The 20,501-nt window shown below is 67.1% G+C and carries 18 protein-coding genes and 1 pseudogene; 5 read left to right on the forward strand and 14 right to left on the reverse strand.

Going from position 1 to position 20,501, the window contains the following annotated elements; genetic code table 11:
* Nucleotides 1-112 precede the first annotated feature (112 nt).
* The 3 genes from purL to purS are packed head-to-tail and all read right to left on the reverse strand — an operon-like array spanning nucleotide 113 to nucleotide 3,425.
* Entirely contained in the window at nucleotides 113-2,425 is a 2,313-nt protein-coding gene (gene purL, locus C1H84_RS13085; RefSeq protein ID WP_113607601.1) for a phosphoribosylformylglycinamidine synthase subunit PurL, read from the reverse strand.
* A complete protein-coding gene (purQ, locus tag C1H84_RS13090) occupies nucleotides 2,422-3,174 on the reverse strand; it encodes a phosphoribosylformylglycinamidine synthase subunit PurQ (protein WP_047118086.1) in 753 nt (250 codons plus the stop codon). Before purQ ends, purL begins: the two co-directional genes overlap by 4 nt.
* Nucleotides 3,174-3,425, reverse strand: a complete 252-nt coding sequence (gene purS, locus C1H84_RS13095; protein WP_047118085.1) for a phosphoribosylformylglycinamidine synthase subunit PurS — start codon at nucleotides 3,423-3,425, stop codon at nucleotides 3,174-3,176. The genes purQ and purS overlap by 1 nt, the downstream gene beginning before the upstream one ends.
* 219 nt (nucleotides 3,426-3,644) lie before the next feature.
* Here purS and C1H84_RS13100 point away from each other — a divergent pair, with 219 nt between their 5' ends.
* Complete coding sequence (locus tag C1H84_RS13100) at nucleotides 3,645-4,058, forward strand: YchJ family protein (protein WP_047118084.1); 414 nt, start codon at nucleotides 3,645-3,647, stop codon at nucleotides 4,056-4,058.
* Here C1H84_RS13100 and C1H84_RS13105 read toward each other — a convergent pair.
* Complete coding sequence (locus tag C1H84_RS13105) at nucleotides 4,055-5,026, reverse strand: ankyrin repeat domain-containing protein (RefSeq protein ID WP_113607602.1); 972 nt, start codon at nucleotides 5,024-5,026, stop codon at nucleotides 4,055-4,057. The genes C1H84_RS13100 and C1H84_RS13105 overlap by 4 nt on opposite strands.
* Nucleotides 5,027-5,203: 177 nt before the next feature.
* Here C1H84_RS13105 and C1H84_RS13110 point away from each other — a divergent pair, with 177 nt between their 5' ends.
* A complete protein-coding gene (locus C1H84_RS13110) occupies nucleotides 5,204-6,334 on the forward strand; it encodes a methyltransferase domain-containing protein (protein ID WP_113607603.1) in 1,131 nt (376 codons plus the stop codon).
* 7 nt (nucleotides 6,335-6,341) lie between these two features.
* Here C1H84_RS13110 and C1H84_RS13115 read toward each other — a convergent pair whose 3' ends face one another.
* The 3 genes from C1H84_RS13115 to C1H84_RS13125 form a co-directional block, all read right to left on the reverse strand.
* Entirely contained in the window at nucleotides 6,342-7,919 is a 1,578-nt protein-coding gene (locus C1H84_RS13115) for a cation:proton antiporter (RefSeq protein WP_113607604.1), read from the reverse strand.
* Nucleotides 7,920-7,961: 42 nt separating this feature from the next.
* Nucleotides 7,962-8,423 carry a hypothetical protein gene (locus tag C1H84_RS13120; protein ID WP_113607605.1) on the reverse strand — a complete coding sequence of 154 codons (462 nt, stop codon included), beginning with the start codon at nucleotides 8,421-8,423 and terminating at the stop codon, nucleotides 7,962-7,964.
* A 66-nt stretch (nucleotides 8,424-8,489) separates the two neighbouring features.
* Nucleotides 8,490-9,383 carry a 3-methyladenine DNA glycosylase gene (locus C1H84_RS13125; protein ID WP_113607606.1) on the reverse strand — a complete coding sequence of 298 codons (894 nt, stop codon included), beginning with the start codon at nucleotides 9,381-9,383 and terminating at the stop codon, nucleotides 8,490-8,492.
* A gap of 145 nt (nucleotides 9,384-9,528) precedes the next feature.
* Here C1H84_RS13125 and C1H84_RS13130 point away from each other — a divergent pair, with 145 nt between their 5' ends.
* Complete coding sequence (locus C1H84_RS13130) at nucleotides 9,529-10,083, forward strand: mycothiol transferase (protein ID WP_113607607.1); 555 nt, start codon at nucleotides 9,529-9,531, stop codon at nucleotides 10,081-10,083.
* Between the two features lie 90 nt (nucleotides 10,084-10,173).
* Here the strand turns inward: C1H84_RS13130 and C1H84_RS13135 are convergent, their stop codons facing one another.
* The gene (locus C1H84_RS13135) at nucleotides 10,174-11,607 is read right to left on the reverse strand and encodes a CitMHS family transporter (protein WP_047118079.1); all 1,434 of its coding nucleotides are present in this window, start codon (nucleotides 11,605-11,607) and stop codon (nucleotides 10,174-10,176) included.
* A gap of 187 nt (nucleotides 11,608-11,794) precedes the next feature.
* On the opposite strand from C1H84_RS13135, the gene C1H84_RS13140 reads away from it, so the two are divergent.
* Together C1H84_RS13140 and C1H84_RS13145 are read left to right on the forward strand one after the other, a co-directional pair.
* On the forward strand, nucleotides 11,795-13,489 hold the full coding sequence (locus tag C1H84_RS13140) for a sensor histidine kinase (protein WP_113607608.1): 1,695 nt from the start codon (nucleotides 11,795-11,797) through the stop codon (nucleotides 13,487-13,489).
* Nucleotides 13,486-14,160 carry a response regulator gene (locus C1H84_RS13145; protein ID WP_047118077.1) on the forward strand — a complete coding sequence of 225 codons (675 nt, stop codon included), beginning with the start codon at nucleotides 13,486-13,488 and terminating at the stop codon, nucleotides 14,158-14,160. The genes C1H84_RS13140 and C1H84_RS13145 overlap by 4 nt, the downstream gene beginning before the upstream one ends.
* On the opposite strand, the gene C1H84_RS13150 is transcribed toward C1H84_RS13145, so the two are convergent.
* The 6 genes and pseudogenes from C1H84_RS13150 to recR form a co-directional block, all read right to left on the reverse strand.
* Complete coding sequence (locus C1H84_RS13150) at nucleotides 14,157-14,936, reverse strand: aminoglycoside 3'-phosphotransferase (RefSeq protein ID WP_082344608.1); 780 nt, start codon at nucleotides 14,934-14,936, stop codon at nucleotides 14,157-14,159. The genes C1H84_RS13145 and C1H84_RS13150 overlap by 4 nt on opposite strands.
* 114 nt (nucleotides 14,937-15,050) lie before the next feature.
* On the reverse strand, nucleotides 15,051-16,337 hold the full coding sequence (locus C1H84_RS13155; protein ID WP_113607609.1) for an aspartate kinase: 1,287 nt from the start codon (nucleotides 16,335-16,337) through the stop codon (nucleotides 15,051-15,053).
* Nucleotides 16,338-16,545: 208 nt separating this feature from the next.
* Nucleotides 16,546-17,097: a hypothetical protein gene (locus tag C1H84_RS13160; protein WP_113607610.1), complete on the reverse strand. Its 552-nt coding sequence runs from the start codon at nucleotides 17,095-17,097 to the stop codon at nucleotides 16,546-16,548.
* A 213-nt stretch (nucleotides 17,098-17,310) separates the two neighbouring features.
* Nucleotides 17,311-17,787, reverse strand: coding sequence for a MarR family winged helix-turn-helix transcriptional regulator (locus C1H84_RS13165; protein WP_113607611.1), 477 nt, complete (start codon nucleotides 17,785-17,787; stop codon nucleotides 17,311-17,313).
* Between the two features lie 8 nt (nucleotides 17,788-17,795).
* Complete coding sequence (locus C1H84_RS13170) at nucleotides 17,796-19,514, reverse strand: DHA2 family efflux MFS transporter permease subunit (RefSeq protein ID WP_113607612.1); 1,719 nt, start codon at nucleotides 19,512-19,514, stop codon at nucleotides 17,796-17,798.
* Between the two features lie 362 nt (nucleotides 19,515-19,876).
* Nucleotides 19,877-20,467 (reverse strand): annotated as a pseudogene (recR, locus tag C1H84_RS13175) (recombination mediator RecR); the annotation flags it as partial.
* Nucleotides 20,468-20,501 lie beyond the last annotated feature (34 nt).

Here is a 20,501-nt window from a genome sequence, read left to right on the forward strand (position 1 = left end):
TGTTGACGTGTCAACTATAGGAGACGAGATGGTGCGCGGCGGCCCGGAAATGCGCGACGGCGGCCGCTCCCGAAGTGGGAGCGGCCGCCGTGGCGCGGCAGTACGGTCGGGGCTAGCCGAAGTACTTTTCCATGGTGCCTTCGTGGGCTTCGCGCAGGTCGTCCACCGAAACGGTGAACTCGCCCTGGACCTCCAGGGCGCCGGACTGCGCGTCGACGACACCCAGGCGGGCCACGGTGACGCCGCGGGCGCTGGTCATGTCGTTGAAGCGGACCTCTTCGCTGCGCGGCACGGCCACCAGGGCGCGGGCCTGCGACTCGGAGAACAGCGCGGTGAACGCGTCGATGCCGTCGCGGGACTTGATCTCGTCAAGTGCCACGCGGGCGCCGACGCCGTAGCGCAGCACCATCTCGGACAGCGCGGCGGCCAGGCCGCCCTCCGAGAGGTCGTGCGCCGAGTCGATCATGCCGTCGCGGCTGGCGTTGATCAGGATCGCGCCCAGCGCCTTCTCGGCTGCCAGGTCGACCTTCGGCGGCAGGCCGCCGAGGTGTCCGCGCAGGTTGGCGAACTCGGAGCCGTCCAGTTCATCTTTGGTGGTGCCGATCAGGTAGATGGCCTGGCCGTCGGCCTCTTCGCGCCAGCCCGACGGGGTGCGGCGGGCGACGTCGTCCAGCTTGCCTAGGGTCGCAACCACCGGGGTCGGGTGGATGGCCTTGTCGCCGGTCTGGTTGTACAGCGAGACGTTGCCGCCGGTGACCGGGACACCCAGCTCCATGCAGGCGTCCGACAGGCCGCGGATGCCCTCTGCCAGCTGCCACATGACGTCCGGATCCTCGGGGGAGCCGTAGTTCAGGCAGTCGGAGACGGCCGCGGGGATGGCGCCGGAGGTGGCGACGTTGCGGTAGGACTCGGCCAGCGCCAGCTGGGCGCCGGCGTACGGGTCCAGGTAGGTGTAGCGGCCGTTGGCGTCGGTGGCGATGGCCACACCCAGGCCGGTTTCCTCGTCGATGCGGACCACGCCTGCATCATCCGGGGAGGCCAGAGCGGTGTTGCCGCCCACGTAGCGGTCGTACTGGCGGGTGATCCAGGATTTGTCGCACATGTTCGGGCTGGCGATCAGCTGAAGCACGGCGGCCTTGAGTTCTTCGCCGGATGCCGGAAGGTTCTTCCCGGCCTCCGAGGAACGGAAGGTGTCGGCCTGCAGGGCATCCTGCCATTCCGGGCGGGCGTACGGGCGGTTGTATTCCGGGCCGTCCACCGCAACGGTGCTCGGGTCCACGTCGACGATGACCTCGCCGTTCCAGGTGATGGTCAGGCGGTTGTCGTCGGTCACCTCGCCCAGCCAGGAGTACTCGACGTTCCACTTGGCCATGACGGCTTCGAAGGCTTCCACGTTCTGCGGGGAAACCACTGCCATCATGCGTTCCTGCGACTCGGACATCAGGATCTCGCCCGGGGTCAGGGTGGAGTCGCGCAGCAGCACGTTGGTCAGCTCGACATTCATGCCGCCGTCGCCGTTGGCCGCCAGTTCCGAGGTGGCGCAGGAGATGCCCGCGGCCCCCAGGTCCTGGATGCCCTCGACCAGCGAGGCCTTGAACAGCTCCAGGCAGCACTCGATGAGCACCTTCTCGGCGAACGGGTCGCCGACCTGCACTGCAGGGCGCTTGGACGGCTTGGTGTCGTCGAAGGACTCGCTGGCCAGCACCGAGGCGCCGCCGATGCCGTCGCCGCCGGTGCGCGCGCCGAAGAGCACGACCTTGTTGCCCACGCCGGAGGCGTTGGCCAGGCGCAGGTCCTCGTGGCGCAGCGCGCCAACCGCCAGCGCGTTGACCAGCGGGTTGCCCTGGTAGATCGGGTCGAACACGGTTTCGCCGCCGATGTTCGGCAGGCCCAGCGAGTTGCCGTAGCCGCCGATGCCGGAGACCACGCCGTGCACCACGCGCTGCGAATCCTCGTGGTCGATCGCGCCGAAGCGCAGCGGATCCATCACGGCGATCGGGCGGGCGCCCATCGAGATGATGTCGCGCACGATGCCGCCGATGCCGGTGGCGGCACCCTGGTACGGCTCCACGTAGGACGGGGAGTTGTGCGACTCGATCTTGAAGGTCACGGCCCAGCCGTCGCCGAGGTCGGTGACACCGGCGTTTTCGCCCATGCCGACCATCAGGTCCTTCTTCATCTCTTCGGTGACCTTCTTGCCGAACTGGCTCAGGTGGGTCTTGGTGGACTTGTAGGAGCAGTGCTCGGACCACATGACCGAGTACATCGCCAGCTCCGCCGCGGTCGGGCGGCGGCCCAGGATCTTGACGATCTCGGCGAATTCGTTGTCCTTCAGGCCCAGCTCGGCCCACGGCAGCTCGACCTCGGGGGTCACTGCCGCGTTATCGACGGTGTCGATGTTGAATGCTTGAGTCTGCTCGCTCACTTCTTGCCTCCAACGAGGTGGGTCAAAACACTGGTGAAGAACGTCAGGCCGTCGGTGCCGCGGTGATCCGGGCCGAAGCCTGCCTCGATGGCGTGCTCCGGGTGCGGCATGAGGCCCACGACGTTGCCCGCCTCGTTGGTGATGCCGGCGATCGAGCGGCGCGAGCCGTTCGGGTTCCAGCCCACGTAGGAGAATGCGACGCGGCCTTCGCCCTGAAGCATGTCCAGGGTCTTCTCGTCGGCGACGTACTGGCCGTCCTGGTTCTTCAGAACGATGGTGATCTCCTGGCCGGCTTCGTAGCCGTTGGTCCAGGCGGTCTGGTTGTTCTCCACGCGCAGCACCTGGTCGCGGCAGATGAACTTCAGGTGGTCGTTCTTGATCATCGAGCCGGGCAGCAGGTGCGCCTCGGTGAGGATCTGGAAGCCGTTGCAGATGCCCAGCACGGGCAGCTTGGCGTCCGAGTTCGCGGCGTCCACGATCTTGCCCATCATCGGGGCGAAGCGGGAGATGGCGCCTGCGCGCAGGTAGTCGCCGTAGGAGAAGCCGCCGGGGATCACCACGGCGTCGACGTCCTGCAGGTCGGTGTCGGCGTGCCACAGGGACACTGCCTGGGCGCCGGCGGCGCGCACTGCACGTGCTGCGTCGCGGTCGTCGAGGGTGCCCGGGAAGGTCACCACGCCGATGCGGGCGCCCGACAGTTCAGCGGTTGGCGTCGAGTAGTCGCCAATCAGGGGAAGTTCGGTGCTCATTAGTCCGCAACGACCTCGACGTTGACAACATCTTCGATGACCGGGTTGGACAGCAGGGTCTCGGCGGCCTCGCGGGCCTGGGCCAGGATTGCGTCGGTCACCTCGCCGTCTACGGTGAGTTCAAAGCGCTTGCCCTGACGGACGGCCTCGAAGGAGTTGAATCCCAGGCGGGGCAGTGCTCCCGCAATGGCCTTACCCTGGGGGTCAAGGATTTCTGGCTTGAGCATGACATCTACAACGATGCGGGGCATCCGGCGTATCTCCTGTGCGCGAAGGGGTTAAATGCCACACGGAGACGTGCCGTCTCACACCAAGGGGATTTGGCGCTCCGCGAGCTTGCCTACCCAGTCTAGCGGGAATGTGACGGGTAAAACCGGCCAGTGCAGGCCTAGAACTGTTTCTCCTAGTTATTCGCCATGTGATTTTAGGCTCATGAACTGATTTCCGGGTGCCGCGCGTAAGCTGGACGGATGGAAATCACAGCCGACAGCCCCTGCCCCTGCCGAGCGCTCGACGCGGACCAGGCCAGCTATGCGCAATGCTGCCAGCCGTTCCACGAGCACCGGGCCTCGGGGCAGGTGCTGCCGGCGACCGCCGAGCAGCTGATGCGCTCGCGCTACAGCGCCTTCGTGCTGGGCCTGGCCGATTACCTGCTGCAGTCCTGGCATGAAACCACCCGGCCGGCAGAGCTGCTGCTGGACGAGGACCTGCACTGGGAAGGGCTCGACATCGTGAAGACCCGCTCCGGTGGGGCCCAGGCGTCCCGCGGGGTCGTGGAGTTCACCGCGCACTATTCCCAGGACGGGCAGCGCGGAAGCCAGCATGAGGTGAGCACGTTCGTGCGCGAGAACGGGGCCTGGTTCTACCTCGACGCGCTCTACTAGCTGCTGGCCGCGACGAGCATGTTCAGCATCTGCGTCTGCTGGCGTTCCTTGGCCAGCGTGAAGGCATCCGATCCGGTCTGGTCCTTCAGCGTCGGATTCGCTCCGTGGGTCACCAGCAAGCGGGCGATGGTGATGGAATTCGTGGTTCCCTGGCCCAGCACGATGGTTTCGTGCAGCGCCGTCCAGCCCAGGTCGTTGACGTGGTCGACGGGAATGTCGGTCTTCAGCAGCGCCCGCACGGAACCGACCTGACCGTTCTCGGCGGCCACCGACAACGCGGTGCCGCCCACGCGGTTGGTCGAGCGGGTGTCGGCGCCCTTGTCCAGGAATGCGCTCAGCGTGCTGACCATGCCCGAGGCGCTGGCCCGCAGGAATGGCGACTCCTGGTAATCGTCCTTGGCGTTCGGGTCCGAGCCCGCATCCAGCAGGTGTTTGCAAATGGCTGCATTTCCCACGATCACCGCGCGCATCAGCGGCGTGCGCCCGGAGGAATCCTTGGCGTGCAGATCCGCTCCGGCCTTGACTGCCTTGCGCACCGCATCCGGCTTGCCGTCCTCGATCGCGCGGTACAGCGCCGAGGTCTGCTTTGAGAGGCTGGCGGCCGCAGTCGGCAGCGCGCTGAGCGTCGCCCCCGCCACCGCGCCGGAGGACAGCGGCGCAACGCTCGCCGTGGGCGCAGCAGGGGCAACCGGGGCAGTGGTTTTCGGGGCTGCCGTGGGTTCCACCGATTCGGCGCCGGCGGCGGACTTCTTCGCTTCGGCTTGCACCTGCGTCGTGGCCGGAGCCGGGGACGCGGAGGACGCCGGGGAAGCAGGTTTTTCAGCGGAGGGCGACGGGCTGGACTGGACGCTTTCGGCCTGCGGCGCCGCTGGCCCGCACGCGGTGCAGGCGCCGATGACGGCGGCCAGCGGAAGAGCCAGCAACGCAACACCGCGACGGGTCGTGGTGAATCCGGTACGAGGTGCCATCGTTCCTTTCGCGGTCCGCAAACCTCGTTCGCAGCCGCAACGCGGCGTTGAACACTGCTCGGTAACTTACGTGATCTGCAATTGAGCTTAGCGCTCGAAGCTGAAAATTTGCGGGCAATCCGCGTCGAGAACTCTTGGCGTTCCGCCCCCGGGTTCTTCGCTAAAATCGTAGGCACCATGGAATGCCTTTATTTCTCCGCCGACCGCTGCCGCTCCTGCACCCTGATGACGGTGCCCTACGACCGACAGCTGCAGTCGAAGGTGGACCGCTGCCAGGAGCTGCTCTCGGATTTCGGGCAGCTGACCTTCCTGCCTGCCCAGGCGAGCCCCGAGCAGGGTTTCAGGAACAAGGCCAAGATGGTCATCTCCGGCACCACGGACAACCCCACCATCGGCATCCTCGACGCCGATGGCCACGGTGTTGACCTGAGAAACTGCGGTGTCATCGATCCCGCCCTGCGGGCCATGTTCCCGGTCATCGAACGCTTCATCCACGAGCTGAAGCTGATCCCCTATGACGTTCCCAAGCGCAAGGGCGAATTGAAGCACGTGATCCTGACCCTCTCGGACACCGGGGCGATCATGGTCCGCTGGGTGCTGCGCACCAAAAAGCACTTCGTGGCCCTGCGCAACTCGCTGCCGCAGTTCGTGGAGAAGATGCCCCCGGGCTCGGTGGTGTCGGTGAATTTCCTGCCCGAGCACAAGGCGGTGCTCGAAGGGCAGGAGGAGATCATCCTCACGCGCCGCACCACACTGCAATTCGAGCTCAACGGCATCCCCATGCACCTGCGCCCGCAGGGCTTCTTCCAGACCAACACCCACATCGCGGCGGCGCTCTACCGCCAGGCCCGCCAGTGGATCAACGACGTGGATCCGGAAAGCATCTGGGACCTGTACAGCGGCGTGGGCGGCTTCGCCCTGCACTGCGCCGGCGAAGGCCGCACCGTGCACGGCATCGAGACCAGCGCCGAGGCAGTCGAAGCCGCCGCCACCAGTGCCCGCAGCCTGGGCCTGGAGGGCGTGGAATTCATCGCCGGCGACGCCACCGAGTACGCGCTGGGCGCGGGATGGGCCCCTGACGCGGTCATCGTGAATCCTCCGCGCCGCGGCATCTCCGCCGAGCTGGCCGCCTGGCTGAACGATTCGGACGTCGAGCACCTGGTCTATTCCAGCTGCAACGCCGAATCGCTGGCCCGCGACCTCAAGCGCCTGGACAAGTTCACCCCGCAGCTGGCCCGCGTCATGGACATGTTCCCGCAGACCGAGCACTACGAGGTCATCGTCAAGCTGCAGCGCAGCGCGGCCTGAAGTCCCGCTAGCGGTCCAGCGTCGCGGTGCGCCGGTCCAATCGGCCCATGATCTCGTCGACCAGATGCGGATCGACATTCGGCTCGCGCCGCGCCTTGAGCAGCTCGGCACGTGCAGCCTGCAGCGCGATGCCCTGGATGGCGTCGGCCTTGGCGATCACCGCGCGGATCTGCGTGTACTTCTCGTCGGTGATCGCATCGTGCGGGTCCGGGTCGGTGGCCAGGATGGTGTGCAGCGAATTCATGCGCCGGCGCACCGCCTGCTGGTAGTTCTCCGGCAAATCCTGCAGCTCCACGTTCTTCTTCAGCGTCGCAATGGCCACTGCCTCGGCCCGGCGGGCCAGCGCGCGGCGCGCCCGCTTGGTGTCCTGCTCATTGCCGCGCAGCTTCAGCACACGCATCAGCGCCGGCAGCGTCAGCCCAGGGATCACCAGGGTCATCAGCAGCAGCGAGCACGCGGCGACCACCACGAAGTTGCGTCCCTCGATCGGCGCGCCGTCGGCGGTGACCTTGGGCAGCGCCAGCGCCAGGGCCAGCGTGGCCAGCCCGCGCATGCCGCACCAGGTGAGCACCAGCGTGTCCTTGGCGGCGGAGATCTTGGGGTTCTTGCGGTTGGGCAGGTAGTAGGTGGCGAACATCCACACGGCGCGCACGCCGATCACGACCACGCAGATCGCGATAATTCCCGGGATGAAGCCCAGCAGGTTGCTGCCCTCCTCCTGAATCACCGAGTTCATCTCGATGCCCATCAGGCCGAAGGCCAGGCCGGTGGCCAGCATCTCCAGCACCTCCCAGAAGGCGTGGCGGGTCAGCCGCTCCTGCGAATCCTGCGGGCGGTCGCGGCGCACCATTTCCAGCGCGGTCACCACCACTGCGATGACACCTGAGACGTGCACCTCCTCGGCCAGCATGTAGACCGCGTAGGGAGCCACCAGGGTCGCGGCGCAACGGGCCGCGAGGTTCGGCACGAAGCGGTTCAGCGCGCCAATCAGCCAGCCCATGGCCAGACCCAGGACCACCGCGCCGGCCGCGCCGAGCAGGAACTGCGGGATGATTTCCAGCCCGACCTCGGACTGGTTCTCGGTGGCCTGCACCGCGAGCTGGAAGATCACGATGGCCATCGCGTCGTTGAACAGGCCCTCGGTTTCCAGCAGCGAGGTCAGCCGCCGCGGCATCTTCACCTTGGTGGCAATCGCGTCCACCGCCACCGGGTCGGGCGGGGCGACCACGGCGCCAAGCGCCAGCGCCAGCGGAATCGAGGCGATGGGGGCGAAGGCCCAGGCCGCAGCGGCGACCAGCCCGGCGGTGACCACGATGAGGATCACGGCCAGGCGGATCAGCGCCTTCCAGCGGAACCGGAACACCGACCAGCTGCTGCGCTGCGCCGTGGCGAAGAGCAACGGCGGCAGGAAGATCGGCAGGATCAGCTCCGGATCGATGTGCATCTCCGGCATGAAGGGCAAAAAGCCCGCCAGCGTCGCGAAGATCAGCATCAGGATGGGATAGGGGAGCTTGATCCGCTCGCCAATACCCACGATCAGGATCGTGGCGAACAACAGTGCAATGACCAGCAGGAAAAACTCCATAGTCTTCCTATTCTAGTTCTCAGCCCCGCAGGATCAGGGATTTTAGTTGCTGTTTAACGCGCCGTCGCCCAGCAGCGGGGCCGCGGCAGCCCAGTCGTCGATGGCGCAGCCGTTGTGCCGGTCGAAGGAGACGCTCACGCTGCGCCCGGCCAGCGTCCCGGTGATCTGGGCGGTGTCGGGGCCTCCGTAGATCTCGGTGCAGATCCGGTTCTGGTTGGCCGCGGGGGAGAGCACGGCGGGGTTGGAAGCGAGCAGCGCGCAGGCCGCCTCGGCGGTGGGCAGGGTGCTACCCGCGCCGACCTGCTCGCCCTGGCACCGCAGCCGGTATTCGCCGGATACCGTCGCGCCGTCATTGCGGACCACGATCTCCAGGTCCGTCGGGGAAGCCTGGGGTTCCGCCGCGGAACAGCTGGCCAGCGCAATTCCGGCGGCGAGCACCGCGGCCGCAATCAACAACCCGGAGGCCAGCGGAGGCTGGCGTTTCAGCGTCTGCGCATCATCCATGGGCTCATTCTGCACGCCAGCTGCGCACATTGCCAGAGGTCGTGGCCGCAGGGCCGCTCGGTCCGTTTATTCGGGCAGCACCAGGGCATTGGCCACCTCCAGCAGCCGGGCGCGCAGCACCTCGGCCCGCTGCGCGAAGTCCTTCTGCAGGCGCACGTACTCGGCCTTGCCCTCCGGGGTTTCGATGCGGATCGGCTCATGGCCCCAGTCGACCAAGTCGTAGGGGGAGGCCTGCATGTCCATGGTGCGGATGTCCCACGCCAGCTCGAAGCAGTCCATCACCAGGTCGCTGGGCACCGCGGGCGTGAGCTTGTACGCCCACTTGTACAGGTCCATGTTCGCGTGCAGGCAGCCGGGCTGCTCCAGGTCGCGCTGGGTATCACGGGTCGGCTGCAGCTCGTTGAGCGGCGCGGCCTGCGGGGTGTAGAAGCGGAACGCGTCGAAATGCGTGCAGCGGATCCGGTGCGATTCGACTACCTCGTCCGTGCCGGCGGCGCCCAGCCGCAAGGGCAGGTACTCGTGGCGGATGCCGTTGACATCGGACTTGTAGGCCATGGCCCACTCGTGCAGGCCGAAGCAGGCGAAATTGCCCGGACGCTGCGCGGTACCGGCGAGGATGATGCGGGCGAACCGGATGGCCTCGGTGCGGGCCTGGCCGAAGGCCTCGGCATCCAAAGCCCAGCCGGGTCCGGCGGCGGTGTCCACCGGCCGATAGAACTTCCAGCTCTCGCGCTGCGCGGCCTCGGGCCCGGAAAGCACCACATCCATCCCGGGATGCCAGCGGTAGAGTTGGCCGGGCTTCTGCGTGTAGTAGGTGAACAGGAAGTCCTCGATGGGGTGCTTGCGCCCCTTCATCCTGCGGGCCACGAAGGGCTCGCCGAAGGCGCGGGCGCGCTGCTCGTGCGCGGCCGCCCGGGACAGCCAGTCGGCGGGAGCAAGGACCTCAAGGGTTTGGGGCATGGCTCAATTATCCGGTCTCGCGCGCGGCAACTCCACCTTTGGTACGCCAGTTCACACCTCCCCCAAACGCCGGGGAGGCTGGCGGACGGCGCCGCGGCTGCGCATACTGCAAGGCAGGAACACCAAAAACCCAGGAGGCCGCACGATGAAGGAACCATTATGGGAGCCGCCGCTGGCCGGCACGGAAGCACAGCACCTGTTCGGCATGCTTGACCGGCTGCGCGCGACCTTCCGCTACAAGGCCGACGGGCTGGGCATCGAGCAGCTGCGCTTCAGGCTTGCGTCCAGCGCGCTGAGCCTGGGCGGGCTGCTGCAGCACCTGGCCGCAGTGGAGGACGAGAAGTTCACCTGGCTGATCGCCCGGCGCAAGCCCGAAACGCTGCTGGCGCTGACCGCGGACGGGACCGACCAGTTCCGGGTCGTTGGCGAGGATCCCGCTGCGGTCTACCGGATCTACGACCGCGCCGTGGCCGCCAGCCGGGAGATCCAGCTCGAACTGCTGGAACCCGGGGCGCTGGAGAAGCCCAGCGCGCTGGATTTTGGCGGCGAACACCCCAGCATCCGTCGGCTGGTGTGCGACGTGATCGAGGAATACGGCAGGCATGCCGGCCATGCGGACCTGCTGCGCGAGGCGCTGGACGGCCGCGTCGGCGAGGACCCGCCTTGGGACTACCTGCCGCCGTGGTATCCGCGCAGCTGAAGGCAAAAAGCTGCGGCCCGCACCGCCACCGATCGGGTGGAGGTGCGGGCCGCGGTGGCGGCGGATGCCGGGGGCAGATCCGCCAGGCGCCTAGCCCATGGCGATCGCGCCGAACAGCACGCCGGAGGCGAGCATGACCAGGCTGACCACCAGTGCACGCCACAACACCTTCTTGTGGTGGTCGCCCAGGTCCACGCGGGCCAGGGAGACCAGCAGGAGGATTGCCGGGACGAGCGGGGACTGCATGTGCACCGGCTGGCCGGTGATGGAGGCGCGGGCCATGTCCACCGCTGGAACTCCGAAGTGCGCTCCGGCCTCGGTGAGCACCGGCAGGATGCCGAAGTAGAAGGCGTCGTTGCTCATGAAGAAGGTTGCCGGGATGGAGATCAGGCCGGTGATCACCGCCATGTACTGGCCCAGCGAATCAGGGATGATCGTCACCAGCCACTGGCTCATCGCGTCGACCATGCCGGTGCCGGACAGCACGCCGGTGAGCACCGCGGCCCCGAGCACCATGGAGACTACCGCGATAATCTCGCTGGAGTGCGAGGCGATCATCTTGACCTGGTCGGAGACCTTCGGGAAGTTGACCACCAGTGCGATGGCGGTGCCGATCATGAACAGGTAGGACAGCGGCAGCACGTCCACGACCAGCAGCACCATGATGGCAACGGTCAGCGCGAGGTTGAAGAAGAACAGCTTCGGGCGCAGGGTTTCGCGGTTCGGATCCAGCACGGTGCCGTCCATGGTCGCGGTTTCGGTGCCGTCGCCCTTGGTGGCTACGGCTTCCAGCACGGCGATCGGGGAACCGGACACGCCGCCCCGGGTCTTGCCGCCCTTGCCGGAACCGCCCTGGCCGCCGGCGAGGTTGCCGCCGCCGAACGAGGTGCCCCACAGCTCGGGATGCTCGCGCTGCATGCGGCGGCGCTCGGCGATACCCATCTGCCAGGCGAAGATGCCGATGACCACCAGGGCGATGCCCAGCGACGGGAGCATCGGGACGAACACGTCGGAGGCCTCGACCCCCAGCGCCGCGGCGGCGCGGGCGGTCGGACCGCCCCACGGGACGATGTTCAGCGTGCCGTTGGTCAGGCCAGCCACGCAGGTCAGCACAACAGGGCTCAGGCCCAGGCGCTGGTAGATCGGCAACAGGGCCGCGGTCACCACGATGAAGGTGGTGGAGCCGTCGCCGTCCAGCGAGATCACCGCGGTCAGCAGGGCGGTGCCCACGACGACCTTGGCCGGGTCGTTGCCGACCAGCTTCTGGATGCCGGCGACCAGCCGGTCGAAGAGCCCGACGTCGATCATCAGGCCGAAGTACATGATGGCGAACATCAGCAGCGCCGCGGTGCCGGACATCGACTTGATGGCGTCCATGATCATGTCGCCCAGGCCGAAGCCGGCGCCGGCGAACAGGCCGAACGCGGTCGGGACGATGATCAGCGCCAGCAGCGGGGTCATGCGTTTGGTCATGATCAGGACCATGAAGGTGATGACCATGAGGAATCCGAGTGCAACGAGCATTGCCCCGACCTCCTTGGATCGTGGTGCCACATCGGCGTGGCATCCGGTGGAATGAGGAATCCCTTCCACGCTACGTGTCGGCGCTCACGTTGCGGGGCTTGTGCTGATTACCGCCCCCTTTTGGTCATTGGAATCTTTTTGCTCATAAAACTCACTCGGGCGCACTCCGGTGGATATGCTTGGTGCCATGCATTCCTCCCGACCCGGAACCCGGCACTTCGCCTCGCGCATCATGCGCCTGCAGTTCATCGTGGTCGGCTTCCTGATCGTGCTGGTCACGGCGGGAACGCTCTACGCCAGCTACAACCAGGTGTTCAACCGGGCCGAGGACCGCTCGCTGACCATCGCGCGTTCGGTGGCAGTCATGCCCTCGGTGGTCCAAGAGGTCGAGCGCTACGCGGCCCAGGACCGGCTCGATGTCCAGGCGCTGAGGACCGGCCCGCTGCAGGAGACGGCCCAGGCGATCGTGAACCGCGGAGATGCATACTTCGTCGTGATCACCGAGGACCGCGGCCTGCGCCTGAGCCATCCGAACCCCGCAGAACTGGGGCTGAAGGTCTCCACCGAGCCGGTGGCCCTGGCTGGTATCGAGGACGTTTCGCGCGAGCACGGCACCCTGGGCGAGTCGGTGCGCGCCAAGGTCCCGATATATTCCTCTTCCGGCATGGTCATAGGCGAGGTATCGGTTGGCGTGACCACCGATTCGCTGACCGGGGCGCTGGCGCAGTCCTTCAGCTGGATCGCGCTGTTCGCCCTGCTGGCCGCCGCGCTGGCGGTGCTCGCCGGACGCTACACGGTGCGCAAGCTCAAGCGGCAGACCCTGGGCCTGGAACCCTCGGAGATCGCGCAGCTGGTCCGCGACCAGCAGGCGGTGCTCTACGGCGTGACCGAAGGCGTCATGGGCATCGGCGTGGACAACCGGATCACGGTGCGCAACAAGGCGGCCCGACAGCTGCTGGGCCTGCCGCACCGCACGGAGCTGCAGGACGTCGTGGGGCGCCACTACGCGTCGGCCGGGCTTGATGCGGCCCTGGTGCGCGCCATCCGCGAGCACGACAAGGCGCCGCTGCGGTTGAACGCGAACGGGAATTCGCTGATCGCCCGCGTCACGGACGTGAACCGCGACGGCGTGGATCTCGGGCAGGTGGTGCTGTTCCACGACGTGACCACCGTCGAGGCGCTGGGCACCAAGCTTGACGCGGTGCAGGACATGGCCGATGCGCTGCGCGCCCAGCGCCACGAATTCGCCAACCGCATGCATGCGGTGCTGGGGCTGATCAACCTGGGCAAGATCGAGCAGGCCGAGCAGTACCTGCAGGAAGTCATGGAAACCGGGCCGAAGATCGCCCAGGTCCCCGGGCTCGAGGCAGTGCAGGACGCCTACCTGTCGGCATTCATCTCCGCCAAGGCGGTGCGCGCCCACGAGCAGGGCATCGAGCTGCGCGTCTCGCCGCAGTCGATGCTCTTCGGGCAGATCGCCTCCGCCCATGACGCGCAGGACGCCACCGCGGTGCTCGGCAACCTGCTGGACAACGCCTTCACCGCCGCGCTGCGCGGCGCCGGGGAACCCTGGGTGGAGGTGGACCTGCTCTCCGAGGGAACCACCTTGCACCTGGCCGTGGCGGACTCCGGGCCGGGCATCACCACCGGCCTGGACATCTTCTCGCCCGAGGTCTCTACCGGCTCCGCCCTGGGCGGCGAGCACGGCGCCGGGGTGGGGCTGCCGCTGATCCGCCGGCTGGCCCAGTCGCGCAGCGGGGACGTCTGGGTGGCAGACCCCGGGGGCGCAGACGGCGGGGCGGTGCTGGCTGCCCGGCTGCCCGCGGCGCTCGCCGAACCCCGAACCCCCACCGAAACCCCAACGGAAGGACAGCGCCCATGAGCGGCAAAACCACGGGAAACTACCGAGTGCTGATCGTCGACGACGACTTCCGCGTCGGCGCGCTGCACGCGGAGATGGTCAACGCGCTGCCCGGCTTCCAGGCGCTGGAACCGGTGCAGGATCCGCGGGTGGTGCCCAAGGTCGTCGCCGCGCAGAAGCCGGACCTGGTCCTGCTGGACCTGTACCTGCCGCATGTCAGCGGGCTGGAACTGCTGCCAGCCCTGGGCGTGGACGCGATCATGATCTCTGCGGCGACCGAGCCGGAGAACATCTCCCAGGCGATCTCGCGCGGGGCGCTGTCCTTCATCATCAAGCCCTTCGGCGCCAAGACGCTGTCCTCCAAGCTCAAGGGCTGGGCCCGCTACCGCCGGCAGCTGGAGGGCGCCGGGCAGCTGGACCAGCAGGGCATCGACCGGCTCTACAAGACGCTGCAGGGGGTGGACGACGCGGCCGCCGCAGGCGCGAGCGCCGCGCCCACCGAGCAGGCGGTGCTGGCCTGCGTGAAGCAGTCGGCGCAGCCGATGAGCGTCGCCGAAGTGGCCGAGGCGGTGGGCGTCGCGCGGGCCACCGCGCAGCGCTACCTCGCAGCGCTGGTGGCCAACGAGGCGCTGGAGCTGCAGCTGGGCTACGGGACGCGCGGCCGCCCCGAGCACCGCTATATCTCGCGTTAGGTGGCGTCCCAGAGACGGCGGTAGAAGTCGATCTTCCGTTCATCGGGCTCGATGCCGTAGCCGGCGTACACCTCGGCCTGGACCCCTGCCCCGAAGTTCCATTCGGTGCTCCATGCGGCCACCGCCAGATCGGCCCAGCGGTCGCCCACGCCCAGCTCGCCGAAGTCCACGTGCCCGGTGACCTCGTACCCGGGGCCGACCAAGGTGTTCGGCGCGCAGGCGTCCCCGTGGCAGACCACCAGGTCCTCCTCGGGCGCCTCGGTGAGGAAACGCTCGCGCAGCTCGTCTGTGAGCCAGCCCGCGCGGGTGGCTACGTCCCAGCGGAACGGGCAGCGCTCGACCGGCAGCGCCTCGTGCAGCCGGCGCAGCCCGCGGCCCAGTGCGCGGGCCGCCAGCTTCGGTTCGGCCTTGCCGACATCGGACACCAGGTTCTGGCCGGGCAGCGCGGCGGTGACCATGAGCTGGCCGTCGTCGAACTCCTCCAGCGACAGCACCCGCGGCACGGCCAGGTAGTCCGCGGCCCAGCGCAGGCGCTCGGCCTCGAGGCGCAGGTCGAGCTCATCGGCCGCGCTGCGGCCCGCCCCGTTGGCAGAGGCCGTGTACGGGGACCACTTCGCGAAACGCTGCGCCGGTCCTTCGCCGAGGCGGTAGGTCACCCCGCCCAGCGCGTTGAGCCAGACCCCGTGGACCGCCTCGCCCCTGGCAGCCTGGAGCACGCGGGGCGGCACGGGAAGATTCTCCGGCGGGGCGGCGGCGAGGAAAAGGGGTTTGCTCATGCACCCAGCATGACAGCGCCGCGTCCGGCCCCGCAAAGCCCGCCGGCGCGTTAACGCCGCAGGCGGCCGGGCACCGAAGTGCCTGGCCGCCTGAGGATCCAGCGGATGGTGAGCCTAGCGGCCGGTGCCACCGTATACGGTAGCTTCCACCTCGGTGTCCAGGTTGAACGCGGTGTGGATGGCGCGCACCGCGTCGTTGAGCTTGTCGGCGTCGGTCACCACGGAAATGCGGATCTCGGAGGTGGAGATCATGTCCACGTTCACTCCGGCCTGGTGCAGTGCCTCGAAGAAGGTGAAGGAGACGCCCGGGTTCGAGCGCATGCCGGCGCCGATCAGCGACAGCTTGCCGACCTCGTCGTTGTGCTCGATGTCCTCGAAGCCGATCTCGCTCTTGGCGGTGTTCAGCGCGTCCAGCACATGCTTGGTCTCGGTCATCGGCAGGGTGAAGGAGATGTCGGTCTTGCCCGAGCCGCGCGTCGAGATGTTCTGCACGATCATGTCGATGTTGGCCTGGGCCGCGGCGATCACGCCGAAGATCTGCGCCGCCTTGCCCGGGATGTCGGGGACACCGATGACGGTGACCTTCGCCTCGGAATGGTCGTGGGCAACACCGGAGATGATTGGCTGTTCCAAGGGTTCTCCCTCTTGAATCTTGATCTTGTCGTTGGGGTCCGGGAGCACCCAGGTGCCCTCGTTGGTGCTGAAGGAGGAGCGCACATGCAGCGGCACTCCGAAGCGGCGGGCGTATTCCACGCAGCGCAGGTGCAGGATCTTGGAGCCGCTGGCCGCCATCTCCAGCATTTCTTCGCTGGTGATCTGCTCGATCTTGGTTGCGGAAGGAACCACTCGGGGGTCGGCGGTGTAGACGCCGTCCACATCGGTGTAGATCTCGCAGACGTCGGCGCCGAGCGCTGCGGCCAGCGCCACCGCGGTGGTGTCGGAGCCGCCGCGGCCCATCGTGGTGATGTTCTTCGATTCCTTGCTCATGCCCTGGAAACCGGCGACGATGGCGATGAATCCGCGGTCGATGGCGCGGCGCACGCGCTGCGGCGAGACCTCCATGATGCGGGCCTTGCCGTGGGTCGAGTCGGTGATCAGGCCGGCCTGGGAACCGGTGAAGGAGGCCGCGCGTTCGCCGAACTGGTCGATCGCCATGGCCAGCAAGGACATGGAGATGCGTTCGCCGGCGGATAGGAGCATATCCATTTCGCGGGCGGGCGCCTCGTCGGTCAGCTGGCCGGCAAGGTCCAGCAGGTCGTCGGTGGTGTCGCCCATGGCGGAGACCACCACGACCACTTCGTGGCCCTGGTTCTTGGTGTCAATAATTCGGCGCGCGACGCGTTTGATGCCTTCGGCATCCGATACGGACGAACCGCCGAACTTTTGCACAATTAGGCCCATGGGCACTCACTCCACCTGTTGAAAGCTGTGGCTCGCGCGCTTGTCCGAAGCACCGCCGACACCGCGGGTGGCGGGCGCAGGAAAATGCCGCGCGAGACATCTACCAGATAAATATTGTGACAGCTTCGCTCGATCATGACCTACTTGTGACGTTAACGGTTGGTCATATTGCCTAGAGAGCGCCGGGGAATGTGCCTTAAATCGCTCCCTATCCCTTGGTGCGAGCCAAAATTTGTCGCCAAAAGGACTTCCACTCCGACACCATCTCGGGGTCCCCAGCCTTAGTAACGTTTACGGCAATGCTGACTTTTTCGCCCTTGAGCCCAATGTCTACTTGGGTCTTGGTGCCGTCGCTGAAACTCGCCCGCCAGTAGCGCCAACGTTCGCTGGAGCTGAGCGCAGGGTCCTCGGCCAGCGTCTGCCCGTTGAATTCGGCCAAGCCGGAAACCGCCTGCAGCCAGCGTTCCAGTGCGCCGTCCAGCGTCGTCGGGAGCGTCGCGGTCGTCGATCCCTGGAAGCTTCCATCCTGGGCCTGGCCGGGAACTCGGCGGCCGATTTCCTGTTCGAAGGCCACCGCGACACTCTGGGCCCACCATTCAGGGTTCTTCAGGTCCTTCGGCATCAGCGTGGCGGCCAGCTGGGCAATCTGCTGATGGACCAGCTCGGTCGCCGAAGCCTCATGCAGGGCCTTCGACCATTGGCTCCACGGCCGTCCGGTGGCGCGGGCGATTGCGTCGGTGTTGCTGCTTCGTGTTGCCATGCTTGAAATCTAGCGTGAATGCGCCGCACCCTCCAGTTGGGGACGTGTTATTGCCTGCAATAGGCGCACACGATGGAACGCGCCAGCGCCAGGCGTTCGTTCTCCGGGACCTTTCGGCGCAGCTTCGATTTTCTTGTCCGGATCCATAAACGAAAGGAGCCGCGGACTTCGATATGTGTCGAAGTCCGCGGCTATTCCGGCGGCGTCCGGAATCTAGGCGCAGTCGAAGTCCAGGTTCAAGCGGCCGATCAGCGTGGTCAGCGCGCCGAGGTCGTCATCGCTCCATTGCTCCATGCGGGCCCTGAGGTCCAGCCGCCAGTTGTGCAGCCATTCGCGCCGCCGGGTCACCGCCAGCTCGGTGGGCAGCAGCTGCGAGACCCGGCGGTCGTCCGGATCCACTTCGCGGGTGACCAGTCCGAGTTCCTCGAGCTTGGTGACCATGCGAGAGAGAGCCGCCTTGTCGATCAGCAGGCGGTCGCAGATCTCGGACTGCGAGATGCCCTTGGAGCGAACGACCAGCCCGAGCACCGGCAGCGCCGCCGTCGTCAGCCGGTGCTCCATGCGTGCGGCGACTTCCCGCTTGGTGCGGGCGATGACCGCGATGAAGTCCAGCAACTGCTGCTCGGCGGCCTCGTAGAGTTCGGCGCGCTCAGCGCTGGTGCTGGCGACGCGGCCGTTCACGGTATCCATGGGCCTTCCTACGCCCCGGCGGGGGAGCCGGGCTTCTTCTCGTTGTCGCCGTCAGCGGTGGCAGGGGCTTCGGTGAGCAGGGTGCCTTCGGCGCGCTGCGCCTCCAAGCCCTTAGCACCGTCAACGGCAGGGGCCGAGGCAGGAGCCTGGCCTTCGCCTTCCTGATGGCGTTCAACCGCGGTCTGCGTGCGCAGCTTCTGGTTCGGCAGCAGGCACACGGCCACGACGGTGATCAGGGAGATCGGGGCGGCCACTGCGAACAGCGCCGCGACACCGTCGCCGTACACGGATTCGAAGATCACTCGCACCGGCTCGGGCAGCGTGGAGATGCTCGGCAGGCTGCCGGAAGCCAGCTGCGCGGAGACCTCAGCGGCCTTGTCGCCCAGCGTGGCCATCGCCTTGGCCAGATCGGACTGGCGGTCGGCGATCATGTTCGGAATGTTGATTGCCAGCAGGGCGCCGAGCCCTGCGGTGCCGGCGGTGCCGCCCAGGGTGCGGAAGAAGTTCACGGCCGAGGAAGCCACGCCGAGTTCATTGACCGGAACGGCATTCTGCACCACCAGGACCATGTTCTGCATGACCAGGCCGACGCCGGCGCCCAGGATGAACATGTACACGCCCACCAGGACGAAGTTGGTGTCGTAGTGGATGGTGCCCAGCAGGAACAGGCCGACGACCTGAAGGATCGAGCCGGTGACCACGAAGGCCTTCCACTTGCCGAAGCGGGTGATCAGCGCGCCGGCGATGGTGGAGATGACCAGCAGGCCGGCCATCATCGGGAAGGTCATCAGACCGGCCTGGGTGGCGGTCGCGCCGCGGGCCATGATCATGTACTGGCTGAGGAACACCGAGGTGCCGAACATCGAGACGCCGATGGCCAGCGAGGCGATGACTGCAAAGGTGAAGGTGCGGTTCTTGAACAGACCCAGGTTCAGCAGCGGTTCGGCCGCCTTGAATTCCGTGAGCACGAACAGTGCCAGCAGAACCACGGAGCCGCCGGCCATCAGGTAGCTGGTGGTGGAGTTCCAGCCGAACTGCGAGCCGCCCATGGACATCCAGATCAGCAGCAGGGCTACGCCCGAGGACAGCAGCATGATGCCCAGGTAGTCGATCTTGACCTTGCGCTTGGCGAAGGCCGGAAGATGCAGGGTGCGCTGGATCAGCAGGATCGCGACCACGGCGAACGGCAGCGCCACGAAGAAGTTCCAGCGCCAGTTGATGGTGTCGGTGATGAAGCCGCCGATCAACGGTCCGCCCACGGTGCCCACGGCCATGACGGCGCCGAACAGGCCCATGTACTTGCCGCGTTCACGCGGGGAGAGGATGTCGGCCATGACGATCTGGCTCAGGGCACCCATGCCGCCGCCGGCCAGGCCCTGGACGACGCGCATGGCGATCAGGAATTCGGTGTTCTGCGCGAAGCCCGCGGCGGCCGAAGCCAGTACGAACATGGCCAGCGCCAGCTGCAGCAGCAGCTTGCGGTTGCCGAGGTCGGCGAGCTTTCCCCAGATCGGGGTGGAGATGGTGGTCGCCAGCAGCGTGGCGGTGACGACCCAGGTGAAGGCGGTCTGGCCGCCGTCCAGATCGGAAACGATCACTGGAAGTGAACTGGAAACGACGGTGCCGGCCAGGATGGAGACAAACATACCCATCAGCAGGCCCGTCAGGGACTGCATGATTTCGCGGTGGCTCATCTTGGGCTGGGCGACCGGTGCGGTTGCGGTCATAAGCGCTCCAAAGAAGAAGAGAAGAAAGGTTGATTCTCGTCAACTATAAATGATTAGTTGACAATCATCAACCATGTGTGGGGTGCTCCACAAAAGTGCCGCGGCGGGAATAAAAACACCCCGCCGACGGCGCGTTGAGCGCGGACGGCGAGGTGGATCCTGCGGAGAGCGGGTGGTCAGCGGGTCGCGCTGCGATGGTCGTCCATCTCCGGAACGACGAAGCGCGGCTGCGTTTCCGCACCGGCCTCGGAAGCCGGCTCCGGGTTTTGCTCGGCGGGCTGGTCCGGCGCAGGGGTGTCCTTGCGCGGCTGCGGTTCGGGATCCGGCAGCTGCGGCGCAACCTGCGGGGCGGCGGCGCGCCCGGCAACCCGGCGGCCCTCGAAGGCGCGCGCCAGCGTGACCTCGTCGGCGTACTCCAGGTCGCCGCCCACCGGGAGGCCGGAGGCCAGGCGGGTGATCTTGATGCCCAGCGGGGCCAGTGCGCGCACCAGGTACACCGCGGTGGCTTCGCCCTCGAGGTTCGGGTCGGTGGCCAGGATCAGCTCGGTGATCGAGTCGTCGGCCAGGCGGGTGACCAGCTCGCGGATGTGCAGCTGCTCGGGTCCCACCCCGGCCAGCGGATTGATGGAGCCGCCCAGCACGTGGTAGCGGCCGGCGAAGGCCCTGGTGCGCTCGATCGCCAGCACGTCCTTGGACTCCTCGACAATGCAGATCGTCGTGCCGTCGCGGCGCTCATCGCGGCAGATCGCGCAGGTGTCCTGCTCGGAGATGTTGAAGCAGATTTCGCAGAACTTCACCTTCTCCTTGACCAGCTGGATCGAGGCGGCCAGGCGGGTCATGTCCTCGGCGTCGGCATCGAGAATGTGGAAAGCGATGCGCTGCGCCGATTTCGGGCCGATCCCAGGCAGCCGACCGAGCTCATCGATCAGTTCCTGTACAGCACCTTCGTACACGTGCGCCTTCTTTCGTCGCTTGCAGGGATAGGTC

This window comes from Glutamicibacter soli, from assembly GCF_003309065.1.
Taxonomy (GTDB): domain Bacteria; phylum Actinomycetota; class Actinomycetes; order Actinomycetales; family Micrococcaceae; genus Glutamicibacter; species Glutamicibacter soli.